Origin of the sequence: Pseudochelatococcus sp. (genome assembly GCF_050946405.1) — a bacterium.
Lineage (GTDB): Bacteria > Pseudomonadota > Alphaproteobacteria > Rhizobiales > Beijerinckiaceae > Pseudochelatococcus.
On the sequence record NZ_JBMNUS010000002.1, the window covers coordinates 154,837 to 170,045 of the forward strand.

Sequence of the window (15,209 nt, forward strand, 5' to 3'; positions counted from 1 at the left end):
ACCATGTCCCGCACGCACGCAATCGCCGATTACCGCAACTTCGGAATCATGGCGCATATCGACGCCGGCAAGACGACGACGACCGAGCGCATCCTGTTCTTCACCGGTAAGAACCACAAGATCGGTGAGACGCACGAGGGTGCGGCGACGATGGACTGGATGGACCAGGAGCAGGAGCGCGGCATCACGATCACGTCGGCCGCGACGACCTGCTTCTGGAAAGGGCACCGGCTGAACATCATCGACACGCCCGGCCACGTCGACTTCACCATCGAGGTGGAGCGTTCGCTGCGCGTGCTCGACGGTGCGGTGTGCGTGCTGGACGGCAGCCAGGGCGTGGAGCCGCAGACGGAAACCGTCTGGCGTCAGGCCGACAAGTACGACGTGCCGCGTATCGTGTTCGTCAACAAGATGGACAAGGTTGGTTCCGATCTGTTCAAGTGCGTCGATTCGATCATTGATCGCGTGGCGGGCAAGCCCGTGCTGTTGCAGATTCCGATCGGCGCCGAGAACGATTTCGTCGGCGTGGTTGATCTGATCACCCAGAAGGCGATCATCTACCCGGATGCGCAGGGTAACTTCGAGGAGCAGGAAATTCCTGCCGACCTCAAGGAACTGGCGGCCGAGTACCGCACCAAGCTGGTCGAGGCGGCGGTCGATCTCGACGATGACGCCATGGCGGCCTATCTGGAGGGCAACGAGCCCGACGACGAGACCCTGCGCACCCTCGTGCGCAAGGCCGTGCAGGCGCGCGCCTTCCATCCCGTGCTGTGCGGCTCGGCGTTCAAGAACCGTGGCGTCCATCCGCTGCTCGACGCCGTGGTGAGCTACCTGCCGTCGCCGATCGACCGTGGCGCGATCAAGGGCATCGACTTCAAGACCGAAGAGCCGACCGAGCGCAAGCCGTCGGACGAGGAACCGCTGTCGGTGCTGGCGTTCAAGATCATGGACGACCCGTTCGTCGGCACGATCACCTTCTCGCGCATCTATTCGGGCGTGCTGAAGGCGGGCGATTCCGTGCTCAACTCGACGCGCGACAAGAAGGAGCGCATCGGCCGCATGCTGCTGATGCACGCGAACAATCGCGAAGACATCAAGGAAGCGTATGCGGGCGACATCGTGGCGCTGGCCGGCCTCAAGGAGGTTCGTACCGGTGACACGCTGTGCGACACGCTGAAGCCCGTGATCCTGGAGCGCATGGAGTTCCCGGAGCCGGTCATCGAGATCGCCATCGAGCCGAAGTCCAAGGCGGATCAGGAGAGGCTCGGCATCGCGCTTTCCAAGCTCGCGGCCGAAGATCCTTCCTTCCGCGTGTCGACGGACAGCGAGTCGGGTCAGACCATTCTCAAGGGAATGGGCGAACTGCACCTCGACATCAAGGTCGACATCCTGCGCCGCACCTACAAGGTCGACGCGAATGTCGGCGCGCCGCAGGTGGCTTATCGCGAGCGCATCTCGAAGAAGGTCGAGGTGGACTACACGCACAAGAAGCAGACGGGCGGCACGGGTCAGTTCGCGCGCGTCAAGCTTGTGGTGGAGCCGGCCGAGCCGGGCGCGGGTTACTCGTTCGAGTCGAAGATCGTCGGCGGTGCGGTGCCGAAGGAATATATCCCCGGCGTTGAAAAGGGGCTGGAAAGCGTTCTGGGCGCGGGTATCCTCGCCGGCTTCCCCGTCGTCGATCTGAAGATCGAACTCATCGACGGCGCGTTCCACGAAGTCGACTCGTCGGCGCTGGCCTTCGAGATCGCGGCGCGCGCCGGACTGCGCGAGGCCCTGCAGAAGGGCGGCTCCGTGCTGCTCGAGCCGGTCATGAAGGTGGAAGTGGTGACGCCCGAAGACTACACGGGTTCGGTCATCGGCGATCTCAACTCCCGCCGCGGCCAGATCCAGGGTCAGGACATGCGCGGCAACGCGGTGGTGGTCGACGCGATGGTGCCGCTCGCCAACATGTTCGGCTACGTGAACACGCTGCGGTCCATGAGCCAGGGGCGCGCGACCTATACGATGCAGTTCGACCATTATGAGCAGGTCCCGTCGGCGGTTGCTCAGGAGGTTCAGGCCAAATACGCGTAAGCGTTTGGTCCATAGCTTCATTATTCAGGAATTCGTTCGACGTCAGGTCGAATAGTTGTGAGGGAGCCGCGAGATGGCGAAGGAAAAGTTTGAGCGGACGAAGCCGCATTGTAACATCGGTACGATCGGCCACGTTGACCACGGCAAGACGTCGCTGACTGCAGCGATCACGAAGGTTCTTGCGGAGGCTGGCGGCGCTTCGTTCACGGCGTACGACCAGATCGACAAGGCGCCTGAAGAGAAGGCGCGCGGTATCACGATCTCGACGTCGCACGTCGAGTACGAGACGGCGAACCGGCACTACGCGCACGTCGATTGCCCCGGCCACGCGGACTACGTGAAGAACATGATCACGGGCGCCGCGCAGATGGACGGCGCGATTCTGGTGGTGTCGTCGGCGGACGGCCCGATGCCGCAGACGCGCGAGCACATCCTGCTTGCGCGCCAGGTCGGCGTGCCGGCGCTGGTGGTGTTCATGAACAAGGTCGACCAGGTGGACGACCCCGAGCTTCTCGAACTGGTGGAGCTCGAGATCCGCGAGCTTCTGTCGAAGTACGAGTTCCCCGGCGACGACATCCCTGTCGTGAAGGGCTCTGCTCTCGCCGCGCTCGAGGACTCGAACCGCGAGATCGGACACGACGCTGTGCTGAAGCTGATGGAGGCCGTCGACGCCTACATCCCGCAGCCCGAGCGTCCGGTTGACCAGCCGTTCCTGATGCCTGTCGAGGACGTTTTCTCGATCTCGGGCCGCGGCACGGTGGTGACGGGCCGCGTGGAGCGCGGGATCGTGAAGGTCGGCGAGGAAGTGGAGATCGTGGGCATCCGTCCGACGGTGAAGACGACCGTGACGGGCGTTGAAATGTTCCGCAAGCTTCTCGATCAGGGTCAGGCAGGCGACAACATCGGCGCGCTGCTTCGCGGCACGAAGCGCGAGGACGTCGAGCGCGGTCAGGTTCTGGCGAAGCCGGGTTCCGTTAAGCCGCACACGAAGTTCAAGGCCGAGGCCTACATCCTGACGAAGGAAGAGGGCGGCCGTCATACGCCGTTTTTCGGGAACTACCGGCCGCAGTTTTATTTCCGCACGACGGACGTGACGGGTATCGTCCACCTGCCGGAAGGAACGGAAATGGTGATGCCGGGAGATAACATCTCCATGGAAGTTCACCTGATCGTCCCGATCGCGATGGAGGAAAAGCTGCGCTTCGCTATCCGCGAAGGCGGCCGTACCGTCGGCGCAGGCGTCGTCGCCGAAATCATCGAGTGAGTTGTCAGTTGCGGATGCCGATCCTCAGGGATCAGCATCCGTCAGTAGAGCCGTTCGCGGCTCTATCCTTTTGTTAATGCATCGAATTTCCTGAAAGTGAGTACACTTTCCGGTTTGATGCTATCGCCGGGATCGGCCTGGGGTTTCTGTCATGACTGGTCAGAATATCCGCATCCGCCTGAAGGCGTTCGATCATCGTGTGCTGGATGCGTCCACGCTCGAGATCGTTTCGACCGCGAAGCGGACGGGTGCGAAGGTGCGGGGTCCGATCCCGCTGCCGACGCGTATCAAGAAGTTTACCGTTAACCGCTCGCCGCACATCGACAAGAAGTCGCGCGAGCAGTTCGAGATGCGCACTCATCTGCGCGTTCTCGACATTGTTGAACCCACACCGCAGACGGTCGATGCTTTGATGAAGCTCGACCTTGCTGCCGGTGTTGACGTGGAAATCAGGCTCTGACTTTCCCTTTGGGAAGGTCAGGCTCAGGAACGCCCTGGAGGATATGCTCATGCGCTCCGGCGTCATCGCACAAAAGGTCGGGATGACTCGCATTTTTACTGATGCGGGCGAGCATATCCCGGTGACTGTTCTGAAGGTGGACAACTGTCAGGTTGTCGCGCACAGGACCGTCGAAAAGAACGGCTACACCGCGCTGCAGGTCGGCGTCGGTCTCGCCAAGGTCAAGAACGTCTCGAAGGCTGAGCGCGGCCATTACGCCATCGCCCAGGTCGAGCCGAAAAAGAAGCTTGCGGAATTCCGCATCGATCCGGGTCAGGAGATCCCGGTCGGCGCGGAAATCACGGTCGACCACTTCGTTCCCGGCCAGTTCGTGGACGTGACGGGTGTGAGCACCGGTAAGGGATTCGCGGGCGGCATGAAGCGCTGGAACTTCGGCGGTTTGCGGGCGACGCACGGCGTCTCGATCTCGCACCGTTCGATCGGTTCGACAGGCGGCCGTCAGGACCCCGGCAAGACGTTCAAGAACAAGAAGATGCCGGGCCACCTCGGTGTCGAGCGCGTGACCACGCAGAATCTGCGCGTTGTGCAGACGGACGTGGAGCGCGGGCTCATCCTGGTGGAAGGCTCGGTGCCGGGTGTTGCCGGCGGCTGGATTACGGTTCGCGATTCTGTCAAGCGCGCGCTTCCCAAGGAAGCGCCACTGCCGGGCAGCTTCCGCGAGCGCAAGGTCGAGGCAGCCGCTGCGGAAGTGCAGGAGACCGCGGAATGAAGCTCGATGTGACAACGCTCGACGGCGGTATTGCCGGCGCGATCGAGCTCGATGAAGCGATTTTCGGCCTCGAACCGCGCGCCGATCTTATCCAGCGTTATGTGCGTTGGCAGCTTGCCGCACGGCAGGCAGGCACGCACAAGTCGCTCGGTCGCTCGGAAATCGCTCGCACGGGCAAGAAGGTCTACCGCCAGAAAGGCACCGGCGGCGCGCGTCATGGCTCTGCCCGCGCTCCCCAGTACCGCGGCGGCGGCAAGGCCTTTGGTCCGGTCGTGCGCAGCCACGCGCATGATCTGCCCAAGAAGGTGCGTCAGCTTGCGCTGAAGCACGCGCTGTCGGCCAAGGCCCGCGCGCAGACGCTGGTCGTTCTTGACGATGCCCGCACGGCGGACCCGAAGACGAAGGCGTTGAAGGAACAGTTCGGCAAGCTCGGCCTGTCGAATGCTCTCGTGATCGGCGGAACGGAAATCGATACGAACTTCCGTCTCGCCGCCCGCAATATTCCGAATGTGGATGTCCTGCCGGTGCAAGGCATCAACGTCTATGACATCCTGCGGCGGGACACGCTTGTTCTGACGAAGGCCGCCGTGGACGCGCTGGAGGCGCGATTCAAATGACCATTGACCCGCGCCACTATGATGTGATCGTCGGCCCTGTCATCACCGAAAAGGCGACCAACCTTTCGGAGCAGAACAAGGTCGTATTCAAGGTCGCCAAAACGGCGACGAAGCCGCAGATCAAGACGGCCGTCGAGAAGCTGTTCGATGTCAAGGTCGAGAGCGTGAACACGCTCGTGACCAAGGGCAAGACGAAGCGCTTCAAGGGCGTGCTGGGTCAGCGGTCCGACGTCAAGAAGGCTGTTGTGACTCTCGCAGAGGGTCATAACATCGATGTGACGACGGGCCTGTGAAGCTGGTGAAGGAGTGAACCGATGGCTTTGAAGCACTTCAAACCGGTTACGCCGAGCCAGCGTCAGCTGGTGATCGTCGACCGGACGGGGTTGCATCGCGGCGCCCCTGAAAAGGCGTTGACCGAAGGTCTGTCCCGCAAGGGCGGACGCAACAACAACGGGCGCATCACGGTGCGCTTCCGTGGCGGCGGCCACAAGCGTTCGTATCGCATCGTCGACTTCAAGCGCCGCGAGCGGCTTGGCGAGATCGCGACGGTCGAGCGCATCGAATACGATCCGAATCGCAGCGCCTTCATCGCGCTGTTGGCTTTCCCGGATGGCGGCAAGTCCTACATCCTGGCGCCGCAGCGTCTGAACGCCGGTGATTCGGTGACGTCGGGCGAGCAGGCCGATATCAAGCCGGGCAATGCATTGCCGCTGGCGAGCATTCCGGTCGGCACGATCGTGCACAACGTCGAGCTGAAGATCGGCAAGGGCGGCACCATCGCGCGTTCCGCAGGCGCCTATGCGCAGATCGTCGGTCGCGACCAGGGTTACGTGATCCTGCGTCTCAACTCCGGCGAACAGCGCCTCGTTCATGGCCAGTGCTTCGCGACCGTCGGTGCGGTCTCGAATCCCGACCATTCGAACACGAACAAGGGCAAGGCCGGGCGTTCGCGTTGGCTGGGCCGTCGTCCGCACAACCGCGGCGTGACGATGAACCCGATCGACCATCCGCACGGCGGCGGCGAGGGACGCACCTCGGGCGGCCGGCATCCGGTGACGCCCTGGGGCAAGCCGACGAAGGGCAAGAAGACCCGTTCCAACAAGCGGACGGATACCTTCATTGTGTCCAGCCGTCACACGAAGAAGAAGAGGTAAGGGGCGCGCGATGGCACGTTCTACTTGGAAAGGTCCGTTCGTTGACGGCTACGTCCTCAAGAAGGCCGAGGCCGCGCGTGCTTCAGGCCGTTCGGAAGTGATCAAGATCTGGAGCCGTCGCTCCACGATCCTGCCGCACTTCGTTGGGCTGACGTTCGGCGTCTACAACGGTCAGAAGCACATCCCGGTTGCGGTGAGCGAGGAAATGGTCGGTCACAAGTTCGGCGAGTTCTCGCCGACGCGCACCTTCCACGGGCACGCGGCCGACAAGAAAGCGAAGAGGAGATAAGCCGATGGGTAAGGCATCTGCTCCCCGCGCGCTGAAGGACAACGAGGCGAAGGCCGTGGCGCGCAACCTGCGCGTCTCGCCCCAGAAGCTCAACCTGGTCGCGCAGCTCATCCGTGGCAAGCGGGTGGAGAGGGCGTTGGCCGATCTTGAGTTCAGCCGCAAGCGTATCGCTGTCGACGTCCGCAAGGCGCTCGAGAGCGCCATCGCCAATGCCGAGAACAACCACGAGCTCGACGTCGACGATCTCATCGTCGCGGAGGCCTTCGTGGGCAAGGGGCTCGTCATGAAGCGGTTCCACGCGCGTGCCCGCGGTCGCGGCGCCCGCATCGAAAAGCCGTTCTCGCACCTCACGATCGTGGTGCGCGAAGTCGCCGCTGAGGCTTGAGGAGGAGACGATGGGTCAGAAGGTCAATCCGGTTGGCCTGCGTCTCGGTATCAACCGGACGTGGGACTCCCGCTGGTTCGCCGGCAAGGGCGAGTATGGCAAGCTGCTGCATGAGGATCTCGCGATCCGCAAGGCGCTGATGAAGCAGCTCAAGCAGGCGGCCGTGTCGCGCATCGTGATCGAGCGGCCGCACCGCAAGGCGCGGGTGACGATCTATTCGGCGCGGCCGGGTGTCGTCATCGGCAAGAAGGGCGCGGATATCGAGAAGCTGCGCAAGACCGTCGCCGGCCTGACGAGCGCGGAAGTGAGCATCAACATCGTCGAGGTGCGCAAGCCCGAGACCGATGCGACGCTCGTCGCCGACTCGATCGCGCAGCAGCTCGAACGCCGTGTGGCATTTCGTCGCGCCATGAAGCGCGCGGTGCAGTCGGCCATCCGTCTGGGCGCGGAAGGCATTCGTATCAACTGCTCGGGGCGTCTGGGCGGTGCCGAGATCGCGCGTCTGGAGTGGTACCGCGAAGGCCGCGTACCGCTGCACACCTTGCGCGCCGATATCGATTATGGTACAGCCACCGCCTTCACGACATACGGTACGTGCGGAATCAAGGTCTGGATCTTCAAGGGCGAGATCCTGGAACACGATCCCTCGGCTCAGGACAAGCGGCTGGCGGAAGAGGGTAGCGGACAGCGCTCTCACGGACGTCGCGATTCCGCGGCTTGAGGAGCGGGAGTTAGGATAAATGCTTCAGCCCAAGAGGACGAAGTTTCGCAAGCAGTTCAAGGGTCGCATCCATGGCGAGGCCAAGGGCGGCACGGAACTGAACTTCGGTGAGTTCGGTCTCAAGGCCGTCGAGCCGGAACGCATTACGGCCCGCCAGATCGAGGCCGCCCGCCGTGCCATCACGCGCCAGATGAAGCGTCAGGGGCGTGTGTGGATTCGCATTTTCCCGGACGTTCCGGTTTCGGACAAGCCGGCGGAAGTGCGCATGGGTAAAGGTAAGGGCTCGCCCGATTATTGGGCGTGCCGTGTGAAGCCGGGCCGCATCATGTTCGAGCTGGCCGGTGTCAATGAGGAGATCGCCCGCGAGGCGCTCCGTCTCGGCGCCGCCAAGCTCCCGATCAAGACGCGGTTCATTCAGCGCATCGCCGAGTGAGGGAGGGCGGTATGACGACGAAGCAGAGGCTCTCGGACATCAAGGCGATGTCGGTGGACCAGCTCCAGGACGAGCTTGTGAAGCTCAAGAAGGAGCAGTTCAACCTGCGTTTTCAGCGTGCCACGGGGCAGCTCGAGAACACGGGGCGCGTGAAGGAAGTGCGGCGCGACATCGCGCGTGTGAAGACGTTCCAGCAGGCGAAGCTCGCCGGTGCGGGCAAGGCTTGAGGAGGCATTATGCCGAAACGTATTTTGCAGGGCGTTGTCGTCAGCGACAAGCAGGACAAGACGGTTGTCGTCAAGGTGGAGCGTCGTTTCACGCATCCGCTGCTGAAGAAGACCGTCCGCCGCACGAAGAACTATCACGCCCATGACGAGGCGAATGCGTTCAAGGTCGGCGATACGGTGTGGATCGAAGAGACCCGCCCCTTGTCGCGGCTGAAGTCCTGGATCGTTCTGCGCGATGAGCAGAGCGCTTCGGAAGCGTAATTTCATCAACAAGGCGAGGGGACCGCAAGATCCCCGTCAGGCGTAGTCCCGTGGACGTCCGGTCTTTTGGGGAAACCGTCTGAGACACAGAAAGGATCTGTGCCATGATCCAGATGCAGACCAACCTCGACGTCGCGGATAATTCCGGCGCGCGTCGCGTCATGTGCATCAAGGTACTGGGTGGCGCGAAGCGCAAGTATGCGGGCGTCGGCGACATCATCGTCGTCTCCGTGAAGGAAGCGATTCCGCGCGGACGCGTGAAGAAGGGCGACGTGATGAAGGCGGTCGTCGTGCGCACGGCGAAAGATATCCGCCGCGCCGACGGATCGGTCATCCGCTTCGACAACAATGCGGCCGTGCTGATCAACAATCAGAAAGAGCCGGTCGGCACGCGTATCTTTGGGCCGGTTCCGCGCGAGCTGCGCGCCAAGAACCACATGAAGATCATTTCGCTCGCTCCCGAGGTGTTGTGATGGCCGCGAAGATCAGGAAGGGCGACAAGGTCGTCGTGCTCGCCGGCCGCGACAAGGGCCGCTCGGGCGAAGTGCTGCGCGTCATCCCCGACGAGGGGCGGGCGCTCGTGCGCGGCGTGAACATCGTCAAGCGCCACACGCGCCAGTCGGCGAGCAGCGAAGGCGGCATCATCTCCAAGGAGGCGCCGCTTCATCTGTCTAACCTCGCGGTCGCCGATCCGAAGGACGGTCAGCCGACGCGGGTCGGGTTCAGGATTCTGGAAGACGGGCGCAAGGTTCGCTTTGCCAAGCGTTCGGGGGATGTGATCGATGTCTGAGGCAGCGAAGGATGATCTGGGCGCGACCTATGTTCCGCGCCTGCGCAAGCATTACGACGAAGTGGTGCGCGCGAAGCTGATCGAGGAATTCGGCTACAAGAACCCGATGCAGGTGCCGGTCATCGAGAAGGTCGTCATCAACATGGGCGTCGGCGAATCGGTCAACGATTCCAAGAAGGCTTCTGTCGCCGCGACGGATCTCGGGCTGATCTCCGGCCAGCGGCCGGTCATCACCCGCGCCCGCAAGGCCATCGCGACGTTCAAGCTGCGCGAGAACATGCCGATCGGCGCCAAGGTGACGCTGCGCAAGGCGCGCATGTACGAGTTCCTCGATCGCCTCGTCACGGTGGCGCTGCCGCGCGTGCGCGACTTCCGCGGCCTGAACGCCAAGTCGTTCGACGGCCGCGGCAATTACGCGATGGGCCTGAAGGAACATCTCGTGTTCCCCGAGATCGATTACGACAAGGTCGATCAGCCGTGGGGCATGGACATCATCGTGGTGACGACCGCGCGCACGGACGACGAAGCCCGCGCGTTGCTCAAGCACTTCAACTTCCCGTTCCGGCAGTGAGAGCGGTCTGCTCTCATACGCGGACACCGGAGATCAAGACATATGGCAAAGAAGAGTTCAATCGAGAAGAACAAGCGCCGCATCGCGCTGGTGAAGCGCTATGCCGCCAAGCGCGAGGCGCTGCTCGCCATCGCCAATGACGAGGCGCTGCCGATCGAGGAGCGTTTCGAGGCGCGCCTCAAGCTGGCCGAGCTGCCGCGCAACGCCAATCCCACGCGGGTGCGCAACCGCTGCGAGGTGACGGGGCGTCCGCGGGCGTATTACCGCAAGCTGCGCATGTCGCGCGTGGCGCTTCGCGAACTGGGGTCGCAGGGCCTCGTTCCCGGCCTTGTGAAGTCGAGCTGGTAAGGAGGCGGTTGGAATGGCGATCAACGATCCGGTTGGCGATCTGCTCACCCGCATCCGCAATGCACAGCTGCGTCGGCGCGGCAAGGTGAGCACGCCCGGCTCCAAGCTCCGGGCGCGCGTGCTTGAGGTCCTCCAGGCCGAAGGTTACATTCGCGGCTTCACGTCGACGGAGTACGGCAACGGCCGTACCGAGTTCGAGGTGGAACTGAAGTATTTCGACGGCGAGCCCGTCATCCGCTCCATCCAGCGCGTCTCGAAGCCCGGCCGCCGCGTCTATGCGTCGGTCGACAAGCTTCCCCGCGTCGCCGATGGTCTCGGCATCGTTATTCTCTCGACGCCGAAGGGGGTCATGGCTGACCATGCGGCACGTGAGGCCAACGTGGGAGGCGAGGTGCTCTGCCAGGTGTTCTGATGCCCTTCGGGTTTCGGATTATTTGTCAGGCATTGTCAGTGGGAGCCACGGGAGGCCATTATGTCTCGTATTGGTAAGAAGCCGGTGACTGTTCCGGCGGGTGTGACGGCAACCGTGAGCGGTCAGGCTGTCAAGGTGAAGGGCGCGAAGGGCGAGCTGTCCTTCGTCGTTCCCGATGAGGTTCACGTCGAACTGAAGGACGGGGCGATCAAGGTCGACCCGCGCGACGATTCGAAGAAGGCGCGTTCGCTGTGGGGGATGTCGCGGTCGCAGGTCGCGAATCTGGTGCAGGGCGTGACGCAGGGCTTCGAGAAGAAGCTCGAGATCAACGGCGTCGGCTACAAGGCGGCCGTGCAGGGCAAGATCCTGAAGCTGTCGCTCGGGTTCAGCCATGACGTCGATTTCCCGATCCCGGCCGGTATCGCGATCGTGACGCCCAAGCCGACTGAAATCGTCATCAGCGGCATCGACGCTCAGGTTGTCGGCCAGACGGCGGCGGAGATCCGCGAGTATCGCCGCCCCGAGCCCTACAAGGGCAAGGGTGTGAAATACGCCAACGAGTTCATCTTCCGCAAGGAAGGCAAGAAGAAGTAAGGAAGCGCAGCGATGGCTGGATATATCAGTTCCACGGATCGCCGCAAGGCGCGAGTCCGTCGCGCGCTCCGTGCGGCGGCGAACGGTAGGACGCGCCTGTCGGTTCACCGTACCTCCAAGCAGATCTACGCGCAGATCATCGACGACGCGCATGGCCGCACGCTGGCCCACGCGTCGACGCTCGAAAAGGATCTGCGCGAGAAGCTCAAGACCGGCGCCGATATCGAAGCGGCGAAGGTCGTCGGCAAGCTCATTGCCGAGCGCGCGATTGCGGCGGGCGTCACCCAGGTGGTGTTCGATCGCGGCGCGTTCATCTATCACGGTCGCATCAAGGCGCTCGCGGATGCGGCGCGTGAAGGCGGTCTCGACTTCTGATCGGCCCCTCGGGTCGTATGGAAGTCGTCGGCGGATTGTTTTGAACATGCGAGCGGGGACCGCCGCCCCGCGTCAGTGAGACTGTTATGGCAAGAGAACGTCAACAGCAGCGGGACCGTGAAGAGCGCGACAGCGAATTCACGGACAAGCTCGTCCACATCAATCGTGTCGCCAAGGTGGTGAAAGGCGGTCGCCGCTTCGGCTTCGCCGCGCTCGTCGTCATCGGCGATCAGAAGGGACGCGTCGGCTTCGGTCACGGCAAGGCCCGCGAAGTGCCGGAAGCGATCCGCAAGGCGACCGAATCCGCGAAGCGCGCTTTGGTCCGTGTGCCGCTCAAGGAAGGCCGCACGCTGCATCACGATGTCGCCGGCCGCTGGGGCGCGGGCCGCGTGATCCTGCGGGCCGCACCGCCCGGCACCGGCATCATCGCCGGCGGCCCGATGCGCGCCGTGTTCGAGACGCTGGGTGTCGCCGACGTGGTGGCCAAGTCCATCGGCTCATCCAATCCCTATAACCTCGTCCGCGCGACCTTCGACGCCCTCAAGCGCGAGGACAGCCCACGCGCCGTCGCCGCTCGCCGCGGTCTCAAGGTCTCGACCCTTCAGTCGCGTCGTCGTGACGCGGTCGAGGGCGAAGTGCTCAACGCCGACGCGTAAGGGGGTGGATCATGACGAATGAGAAATCCGGCAAGACGCTGATCGTCGAGCAGACGGGCAGCCCGATCCGCCGCCCCGCCGACCAGCGCCAGACGCTGATCGGCCTCGGGCTGAACAAGATCCGCCGTCGTTCCGAGCTGGAAGACACTCCGGCAGTGCGCGGTATGATCGCCAAGGTCAAGCACCTCGTGCGCGTCGTTTCGGACGCTTCCGAAAACGGCAACCCTTCCCAGGGCGGGAAGTGAGGAGGGCGCAATGGTCAAGCTTAACGAAATTTCCGACAATCCCGGCGCGGCGAAGGAACGCACGCGTGTCGGTCGGGGCATCGGCTCCGGCAAGGGCAAGACCGGCGGACGCGGCGTCAAGGGCCAGAAGTCCCGTTCCGGCGTTGCGATCAAGGGCTTCGAAGGTGGGCAGATGCCCATCCATCGGCGTCTGCCGAAGCGCGGCTTCAACAACATCTTCGCGCTGCACTTCAACGAAGTGAATGTCGGCCGGATTCAGGACGCCATCGAGGCCGGCAAGCTGGATGCGGCGCAGGTCATCACCAACGAGGTGCTGCTCGAGGCCGGGATCGTCAGCAAGCTGCGCGACGGCGTGCGGATCCTGGGGCAGGGCGAGTTGAAGGCCAAGGTATCGTTCGCGGTTGCCGGGGCATCGAAGCCGGCGCTCGCCGCGATCGAGAAGGCTGGCGGCTCGGTCACGATTTTAGCCGCCGACAGCGCGCCTTCCGAGGTGGCGGACGCGTAGAATCGCGCCTATATGTGAGAGCGTGGCGGTGGCGACACGGAGAGCGATCTTCGGCTGTCGCCATTGTCGTGTGATGGGCCTGTGCGGATATTGTACCCGAGGATTTGACAGCCATGGCATCGGCAGCTGAACAGCTTGCGGCAAATCTCAATTTCGGTGCCTTCACGAAGGCCGAGGAACTCAAGAAGCGCATCTGGTTCACGCTCGGGGCGCTCATCGTCTATCGTCTCGGCACGTACATTCCCTTGCCGGGAATCAATCCGCAGGCGCTGACCGACATCTTCCAGCAGACGCAGGGCGGCGTGCTCGGCCTGTTCAACATGTTTTCGGGCGGCGCGGTCGGCCGTATGGCGATCTTCGCGCTCAATATCATGCCGTATATCTCGGCCTCGATCATCATCCAGTTGCTGACCAGCGTGCTTCCCTCGCTGGAGGCACTGAAGAAGGAAGGCGAGGCCGGCCGCAAGATCATCAATCAGTACACGCGCTATCTGACGGTCGTGCTCGCCCTGTTTCAGGCATGGGGCATCGCTTTCGGTCTTGAGAGTTCCGGCGGCCTCGTGCTCGATCCGGGGCTCTTCTTCCGTATCTCGACGGTGATCACCCTCGTCGGCGGCACGATGTTCCTGATGTGGCTCGGCGAACAGATTACCTCGCGGGGCATCGGCAACGGCACGTCCCTGATCATTTTCGCCGGCATCGTGGCGGAGCTGCCGAGCGCCATCGGCGGCACGCTCGAACTCGGGCGGCAAGGGGCCTTGTCGACGGGCATCATTCTCGGCGTGATCGTGATGGCGATCGCCGTCATCGCGTTCATCGTGTTCATGGAACGCGCCCAGCGGCGCCTGCTGATCAACTACCCCAAGCGCCAGGTCGGCAACCGGCTTTACGAGGGGCAGACATCGTTCCTGCCGCTCAAGCTCAACACGGCAGGCGTGATTCCGCCGATCTTCGCATCCTCGCTGCTGCTGCTGCCGACGACCATCGCGAGCTTCTCGCAGGCGGGCGGCGACACGGGCGTGCTGGGCACGCTGGCGTCCTATCTGGCCCACGGCCGGCCCGCCTATATGGTGCTCTACGTCGCCCTCATCGTGTTTTTCGCGTTTTTCTATACGGCGATCGTTTTCAATCCGGCCGAAACCGCCGATAATCTCAAGAAGCACGGCGGCTTCATTCCCGGCATCCGTCCCGGCGAGCGCACGGCCGAGTACATCGATTATGTGCTCACGCGCATCACTGTCGTGGGCGCGGCGTATATCGCGCTGATCTGTCTATTACCGGAAGTGCTGATTTCCTACGCATCTCTTCCGTTCTATTTTGGGGGCACGTCACTGCTGATCGTCGTCAGCGTGACGATGGACACCGTCGCGCAGGTGCATGGTCATCTCATGGCCCACCAGTACGAAGGGCTGGTCAAGAAGTCTAAGTTGAAGGGGGCGAGAAGAAGATGAGACTGATTTTCCTGGGGCCGCCCGGCGCGGGTAAGGGAACGCAGGCCAAGCGTCTGGTTGAAAAGTACGGCATTCCGCAGTTGTCCACGGGCGATATGCTGCGCGCCGCGGTTGCGGCGGGCACCCCGGTCGGCCTCAAGGCCAAGGCGGTGATGGAAGCCGGGCAGCTCGTTTCGGATGAAATCGTGGTCGGCATCATCGTCGATCGTATCGAGGAGCCGGATGCGCGCAACGGCTTCATCCTGGACGGGTTTCCGCGCACTGTCGCGCAGGCCGAGGCGCTCGACGCCGCGCTGTCGGCGAAGGGGCAGAGGGTCGATCTGGCGCTCGAACTCGTGGTCGATCAGGAAAAGCTCGTCGACCGAATCATCAATCGCGCCGCCGAGGCCAAGGCGCGCGGCGAGGAAGTGCGCAAGGACGACGATCCCGAGGTGTTCAAGACCCGCCTCGCCGCCTATGTGCGGGACACGGCCATCGTCGCGCCGTACTATAAGGAGCGCGGACTTCTCGTGCAGATCGACGGGCAGCAGCCGGTCGAGCAGGTGGCTGGCGATATCGAAAAGGCGCTCGCTCCCCTCTTGACGAACGCATAGAAAGCGGATAGACGAT

25 protein-coding genes are annotated in these 15,209 nt (G+C 63.2%); all 25 read left to right on the plus strand.

The window, feature by feature from the left end; all coding sequences use genetic code 11:
- Positions 1-3 precede the first annotated feature (3 nt).
- A complete protein-coding gene (gene fusA, locus ACOYJQ_RS04200; protein WP_433456672.1) occupies positions 4-2,073 on the plus strand; it encodes an elongation factor G in 2,070 nt (689 codons plus the stop codon).
- 73 nt (positions 2,074-2,146) lie between these two features.
- Positions 2,147-3,337: an elongation factor Tu gene (gene tuf, locus ACOYJQ_RS04205; RefSeq protein WP_433456669.1), complete on the plus strand. Its 1,191-nt coding sequence runs from the start codon at positions 2,147-2,149 to the stop codon at positions 3,335-3,337.
- A 151-nt stretch (positions 3,338-3,488) separates the two neighbouring features.
- Positions 3,489-3,797 (plus strand): 30S ribosomal protein S10, encoded by a 309-nt coding sequence (gene rpsJ, locus ACOYJQ_RS04210; protein WP_166949830.1) that lies wholly within the window; start codon positions 3,489-3,491, stop codon positions 3,795-3,797.
- 49 nt (positions 3,798-3,846) lie between these two features.
- On the plus strand, positions 3,847-4,566 hold the full coding sequence (gene rplC, locus ACOYJQ_RS04215) for a 50S ribosomal protein L3 (RefSeq protein WP_433456673.1): 720 nt from the start codon (positions 3,847-3,849) through the stop codon (positions 4,564-4,566).
- Positions 4,563-5,183 (plus strand): 50S ribosomal protein L4, encoded by a 621-nt coding sequence (rplD, locus tag ACOYJQ_RS04220; RefSeq protein ID WP_433456674.1) that lies wholly within the window; start codon positions 4,563-4,565, stop codon positions 5,181-5,183. The genes rplC and rplD overlap by 4 nt, the downstream gene beginning before the upstream one ends.
- On the plus strand, positions 5,180-5,476 hold the full coding sequence (locus ACOYJQ_RS04225; protein WP_433456675.1) for a 50S ribosomal protein L23: 297 nt from the start codon (positions 5,180-5,182) through the stop codon (positions 5,474-5,476). The genes rplD and ACOYJQ_RS04225 overlap by 4 nt, the downstream gene beginning before the upstream one ends.
- Positions 5,477-5,497: 21 nt before the next feature.
- A complete protein-coding gene (gene rplB, locus ACOYJQ_RS04230) occupies positions 5,498-6,337 on the plus strand; it encodes a 50S ribosomal protein L2 (protein WP_433456676.1) in 840 nt (279 codons plus the stop codon).
- A 10-nt stretch (positions 6,338-6,347) separates the two neighbouring features.
- On the plus strand, positions 6,348-6,626 hold the full coding sequence (gene rpsS, locus ACOYJQ_RS04235) for a 30S ribosomal protein S19 (protein ID WP_166949841.1): 279 nt from the start codon (positions 6,348-6,350) through the stop codon (positions 6,624-6,626).
- Between the two features lie 4 nt (positions 6,627-6,630).
- Positions 6,631-7,011, plus strand: a complete 381-nt coding sequence (gene rplV, locus ACOYJQ_RS04240) for a 50S ribosomal protein L22 (protein ID WP_433456677.1) — start codon at positions 6,631-6,633, stop codon at positions 7,009-7,011.
- 10 nt (positions 7,012-7,021) lie between these two features.
- Complete coding sequence (gene rpsC / locus ACOYJQ_RS04245; protein ID WP_433456678.1) at positions 7,022-7,732, plus strand: 30S ribosomal protein S3; 711 nt, start codon at positions 7,022-7,024, stop codon at positions 7,730-7,732.
- 19 nt (positions 7,733-7,751) lie between these two features.
- Positions 7,752-8,165, plus strand: a complete 414-nt coding sequence (gene rplP / locus ACOYJQ_RS04250; protein ID WP_433456679.1) for a 50S ribosomal protein L16 — start codon at positions 7,752-7,754, stop codon at positions 8,163-8,165.
- A gap of 11 nt (positions 8,166-8,176) precedes the next feature.
- A complete protein-coding gene (rpmC, locus tag ACOYJQ_RS04255; RefSeq protein ID WP_433456680.1) occupies positions 8,177-8,392 on the plus strand; it encodes a 50S ribosomal protein L29 in 216 nt (71 codons plus the stop codon).
- A gap of 9 nt (positions 8,393-8,401) precedes the next feature.
- Positions 8,402-8,653: a 30S ribosomal protein S17 gene (gene rpsQ / locus ACOYJQ_RS04260; protein ID WP_433456681.1), complete on the plus strand. Its 252-nt coding sequence runs from the start codon at positions 8,402-8,404 to the stop codon at positions 8,651-8,653.
- 104 nt (positions 8,654-8,757) lie between these two features.
- The gene (gene rplN / locus ACOYJQ_RS04265) at positions 8,758-9,126 is read left to right on the plus strand and encodes a 50S ribosomal protein L14 (protein WP_166949854.1); all 369 of its coding nucleotides are present in this window, start codon (positions 8,758-8,760) and stop codon (positions 9,124-9,126) included.
- Positions 9,126-9,443 (plus strand): 50S ribosomal protein L24, encoded by a 318-nt coding sequence (gene rplX / locus ACOYJQ_RS04270; protein WP_433456682.1) that lies wholly within the window; start codon positions 9,126-9,128, stop codon positions 9,441-9,443. The genes rplN and rplX overlap by 1 nt, the downstream gene beginning before the upstream one ends.
- Positions 9,436-10,014: a 50S ribosomal protein L5 gene (rplE, locus tag ACOYJQ_RS04275; protein WP_433456683.1), complete on the plus strand. Its 579-nt coding sequence runs from the start codon at positions 9,436-9,438 to the stop codon at positions 10,012-10,014. The genes rplX and rplE overlap by 8 nt, the downstream gene beginning before the upstream one ends.
- Positions 10,015-10,056: 42 nt before the next feature.
- Complete coding sequence (rpsN, locus tag ACOYJQ_RS04280; protein WP_433456684.1) at positions 10,057-10,362, plus strand: 30S ribosomal protein S14; 306 nt, start codon at positions 10,057-10,059, stop codon at positions 10,360-10,362.
- A gap of 13 nt (positions 10,363-10,375) precedes the next feature.
- Positions 10,376-10,774, plus strand: a complete 399-nt coding sequence (gene rpsH / locus ACOYJQ_RS04285) for a 30S ribosomal protein S8 (RefSeq protein ID WP_433456685.1) — start codon at positions 10,376-10,378, stop codon at positions 10,772-10,774.
- A 60-nt stretch (positions 10,775-10,834) separates the two neighbouring features.
- Complete coding sequence (gene rplF, locus ACOYJQ_RS04290) at positions 10,835-11,368, plus strand: 50S ribosomal protein L6 (protein ID WP_433456686.1); 534 nt, start codon at positions 10,835-10,837, stop codon at positions 11,366-11,368.
- 12 nt (positions 11,369-11,380) lie between these two features.
- Entirely contained in the window at positions 11,381-11,743 is a 363-nt protein-coding gene (rplR, locus tag ACOYJQ_RS04295) for a 50S ribosomal protein L18 (RefSeq protein WP_433456687.1), read from the plus strand.
- An 86-nt stretch (positions 11,744-11,829) separates the two neighbouring features.
- Entirely contained in the window at positions 11,830-12,399 is a 570-nt protein-coding gene (rpsE, locus tag ACOYJQ_RS04300) for a 30S ribosomal protein S5 (RefSeq protein WP_433456688.1), read from the plus strand.
- Positions 12,400-12,410: 11 nt separating this feature from the next.
- The gene (gene rpmD / locus ACOYJQ_RS04305; protein WP_433456689.1) at positions 12,411-12,644 is read left to right on the plus strand and encodes a 50S ribosomal protein L30; all 234 of its coding nucleotides are present in this window, start codon (positions 12,411-12,413) and stop codon (positions 12,642-12,644) included.
- 10 nt (positions 12,645-12,654) lie between these two features.
- Positions 12,655-13,149, plus strand: coding sequence for a 50S ribosomal protein L15 (gene rplO / locus ACOYJQ_RS04310; RefSeq protein ID WP_433456690.1), 495 nt, complete (start codon positions 12,655-12,657; stop codon positions 13,147-13,149).
- 113 nt (positions 13,150-13,262) lie between these two features.
- Entirely contained in the window at positions 13,263-14,600 is a 1,338-nt protein-coding gene (secY, locus tag ACOYJQ_RS04315) for a preprotein translocase subunit SecY (protein WP_433456691.1), read from the plus strand.
- A complete protein-coding gene (locus ACOYJQ_RS04320) occupies positions 14,597-15,193 on the plus strand; it encodes an adenylate kinase (RefSeq protein ID WP_433456692.1) in 597 nt (198 codons plus the stop codon). Before secY ends, ACOYJQ_RS04320 begins: the two co-directional genes overlap by 4 nt.
- The last annotated feature ends 16 nt before the right edge of the window (positions 15,194-15,209 follow it).

Bases quoted from the DNA above. Each gene is read 5' to 3' on its own strand.
- fusA (WP_433456672.1), top strand. From the start codon at position 4: ATGTCCCGCACGCACGCAATCGCCGATTACCGCAACTTCGGAATCATG.
- tuf (WP_433456669.1), top strand. From the start codon at position 2,147: ATGGCGAAGGAAAAGTTTGAGCGGACGAAGCCGCATTGTAACATCGGT.
- rpsJ (WP_166949830.1), top strand. From the start codon at position 3,489: ATGACTGGTCAGAATATCCGCATCCGCCTGAAGGCGTTCGATCATCGT.
- rplC (WP_433456673.1), top strand. From the start codon at position 3,847: ATGCGCTCCGGCGTCATCGCACAAAAGGTCGGGATGACTCGCATTTTT.
- rplD (WP_433456674.1), top strand. From the start codon at position 4,563: ATGAAGCTCGATGTGACAACGCTCGACGGCGGTATTGCCGGCGCGATC.
- ACOYJQ_RS04225 (WP_433456675.1), top strand. From the start codon at position 5,180: ATGACCATTGACCCGCGCCACTATGATGTGATCGTCGGCCCTGTCATC.
- rplB (WP_433456676.1), top strand. From the start codon at position 5,498: ATGGCTTTGAAGCACTTCAAACCGGTTACGCCGAGCCAGCGTCAGCTG.
- rpsS (WP_166949841.1), top strand. From the start codon at position 6,348: ATGGCACGTTCTACTTGGAAAGGTCCGTTCGTTGACGGCTACGTCCTC.
- rplV (WP_433456677.1), top strand. From the start codon at position 6,631: ATGGGTAAGGCATCTGCTCCCCGCGCGCTGAAGGACAACGAGGCGAAG.
- rpsC (WP_433456678.1), top strand. From the start codon at position 7,022: ATGGGTCAGAAGGTCAATCCGGTTGGCCTGCGTCTCGGTATCAACCGG.
- rplP (WP_433456679.1), top strand. From the start codon at position 7,752: ATGCTTCAGCCCAAGAGGACGAAGTTTCGCAAGCAGTTCAAGGGTCGC.
- rpmC (WP_433456680.1), top strand. From the start codon at position 8,177: ATGACGACGAAGCAGAGGCTCTCGGACATCAAGGCGATGTCGGTGGAC.
- rpsQ (WP_433456681.1), top strand. From the start codon at position 8,402: ATGCCGAAACGTATTTTGCAGGGCGTTGTCGTCAGCGACAAGCAGGAC.
- rplN (WP_166949854.1), top strand. From the start codon at position 8,758: ATGATCCAGATGCAGACCAACCTCGACGTCGCGGATAATTCCGGCGCG.
- rplX (WP_433456682.1), top strand. From the start codon at position 9,126: ATGGCCGCGAAGATCAGGAAGGGCGACAAGGTCGTCGTGCTCGCCGGC.
- rplE (WP_433456683.1), top strand. From the start codon at position 9,436: ATGTCTGAGGCAGCGAAGGATGATCTGGGCGCGACCTATGTTCCGCGC.
- rpsN (WP_433456684.1), top strand. From the start codon at position 10,057: ATGGCAAAGAAGAGTTCAATCGAGAAGAACAAGCGCCGCATCGCGCTG.
- rpsH (WP_433456685.1), top strand. From the start codon at position 10,376: ATGGCGATCAACGATCCGGTTGGCGATCTGCTCACCCGCATCCGCAAT.
- rplF (WP_433456686.1), top strand. From the start codon at position 10,835: ATGTCTCGTATTGGTAAGAAGCCGGTGACTGTTCCGGCGGGTGTGACG.
- rplR (WP_433456687.1), top strand. From the start codon at position 11,381: ATGGCTGGATATATCAGTTCCACGGATCGCCGCAAGGCGCGAGTCCGT.
- rpsE (WP_433456688.1), top strand. From the start codon at position 11,830: ATGGCAAGAGAACGTCAACAGCAGCGGGACCGTGAAGAGCGCGACAGC.
- rpmD (WP_433456689.1), top strand. From the start codon at position 12,411: ATGACGAATGAGAAATCCGGCAAGACGCTGATCGTCGAGCAGACGGGC.
- rplO (WP_433456690.1), top strand. From the start codon at position 12,655: ATGGTCAAGCTTAACGAAATTTCCGACAATCCCGGCGCGGCGAAGGAA.
- secY (WP_433456691.1), top strand. From the start codon at position 13,263: ATGGCATCGGCAGCTGAACAGCTTGCGGCAAATCTCAATTTCGGTGCC.
- ACOYJQ_RS04320 (WP_433456692.1), top strand. From the start codon at position 14,597: ATGAGACTGATTTTCCTGGGGCCGCCCGGCGCGGGTAAGGGAACGCAG.